The sequence below is a fragment of the Skermanella sp. genome (assembly GCF_059503625.1).
The window spans coordinates 1-2,140 of record NZ_JCACHA010000506.1 but is presented as its reverse complement, the minus strand read 5'-3'; the positions used below and the strand labels follow the sequence as shown (position 1 = coordinate 2,140).

The following is a 2,140-nucleotide window of genomic DNA, read 5'->3' as shown; positions in this document are numbered from 1 at the left end:
AGATGTTGTCGCCGCTGCTGTCGGCGGGGGTCTCGAAATCGGGCGCTGTCTTGAAGGTGAGGACGCCGGTGGTGCTGTTCAGCGTGAACAGGGCGGCGTCGGCGCCGCCGAGCGTGTAGGCGACGGCGCCATCGGCCGAGCGGGTGTTGACCGTGGCGGCGTAGACGGTGCCGGTGCCGTTTTCCAGGAATGAGACAACGTCGCCGGATGTTATGATGGGCACGGCGTCCGCGTCCGGTCCTGCCCAGGTGCCCAGTGACGGTCCGGTCGCCTCGATGGTGAAGCTTCCGGTGGCGCTGGGACTGAACGAGGTGATCACTACGATGTAATGACCGAAGGCGTTCAGCGGAACGTCGGCAATCTCGGACCTGAAATCAGACTCGGCGCTCGCGCTGTCGTCATTGGCATAGAGCAGGTTCTTCAGCGGATCCTTCGGGTCGAAGCTCGACTGATAGACGGCCATGAAGACATCGCCGGCATCGGTCGTCGAACCGGAGAGGTCGGCTGCCGGGACCGAGAAGGTGAATGTTCCCGACGAGGTGGGAATGAAGGTCGCAAGCGCGTAGTTGTAAAGCCTGGACGAGGTCTGGGTAATCTGATCGCCGGTATAAACTGTGTCGGCTGCCGCGGTACCGCCTTCCTTCACGATGGCGATATCGGCGGGCGTCCAGGGGCGGTGATAGGTGTTGGTGGCGCTAATACCGCCGCTGTAGGAAGAGATCGCCGGCAGAAGGGTGAATGGATAGCTGGTGATGCTGAGAGCCTCGGTGGTGACACCGCCGCTGACTGTGTCCAGCACCCAGTCGCCGCCTGCTGCGGATGAGCCGGTCAGGCCAGAGGAGGCGGCCACGCCGGCGCCGGTTGCGGCCGCAAGCTTTGTCACGAACCCAGCGCCGTCGTCGCCCTTGCCGATCTCGCAGCCGTAAATCAGCAGATCGCCGTCTTCGTTCAGGCAACCGCCGATCGTGGCCAGCTGCTCCTGGGCCGTCGGCGACGACAGGCTGGCACCGGTGAAGACGTCATTGCCCAAATGCAATTGAGCCTGCGTGCCGTGGGAGAGGAGATGAATGGCGTCGTAGCCGCTGCGCTCCCCTGCCCAGGCCGCCATCTGCGCCAGACCGCTGGTGCCGTTCTGGAGCAGGAGCACCGCGACACCAGGACGGATGCCCGTTACCAGAATTTGGTGGTCGGCTACCGAAGCATCGATGAAGGCTGCCTCCTTGCGGCCGCCGTTCGATCCGGGATCGACCGGACGCAGCTCCAGCGGTCCGGCCAGGTGTGCCGCGCTTGGAGCAGCGAGAGCCGCGCCTTCGCTTCCTGCTCCGGTGCCAGCGGAAACACCTTCTGACCGGAATGCAGCGGGAAAATCTGAACCTGTTTGTGAGGGCGTCGGCCTGACGCTCTCAGACGATGAGTCTTCAGCAATGTCGGTCATAATGCTCTCGATAGGATAAATTATGAACAAATGGTTGCCAAAAGCGGTGGGTTTCGGGTAGCCCCAACAGCGGTCTAACCCTTAAGATAAATTTTATGCTTTATGGGTTGTACTTGAAGGATCAGGAAATAAGTTGCGTCTACCGAGTCCGCGACGCCTAAATCCTGTTCATCAGATAAAAAAGAAGTCACATATGGAAGGATTTTGGTAGAAAGCACCGGAGCTTCATGGACTTCTTCTTGAACAGTTAACGGTGCTGCTTGCCAGAGCCGCAGATGCGTCGTCTAATTCTGCAAAATGAACTTCTATATCAAAAGCATGAGGTGCTTGCGGCAATCGAACACACTTCATAGGCCGATTTTTCCGCGATAAAGGATTAAATTTTCGTTTATTGCGCACAACCTTTCGTGCAATGTCTCTCCGACCAGATATCGAACGCCCCACCGTTCCTGCGGTGGGTCCATAGTCACAGCTTTCAGAAGAGACCTCGCATGACCTCAGGTCAGACCATCTCGATCAAACCCATCCGGTGACCCTGTTCCGGCTGGCAAACATTTGCCGATCATCGACTCCTTAGCAGGCGTCTCACCTTTCCAATCAAGGTGGCACACAGGCTTATCTATTCAGAAGAATGCTTTATCCAGATTTCTGGACGTATCAGAAAATAAAAGAGAATCTATAATTATCATTGCCAATATTTTAAGC

At 57.6% G+C, this 2,140-nt stretch carries 1 protein-coding gene; it reads right to left on the bottom strand.

The window, feature by feature from the left end; all coding sequences use genetic code 11:
- Positions 1-1,435, bottom strand: a 1,435-nt coding sequence (locus AC5JJ6_RS10910) for a DUF4347 domain-containing protein (protein WP_496042055.1), incomplete at its 3' end; no start/stop codon positions are given.
- Positions 1,436-2,140 lie beyond the last annotated feature (705 nt).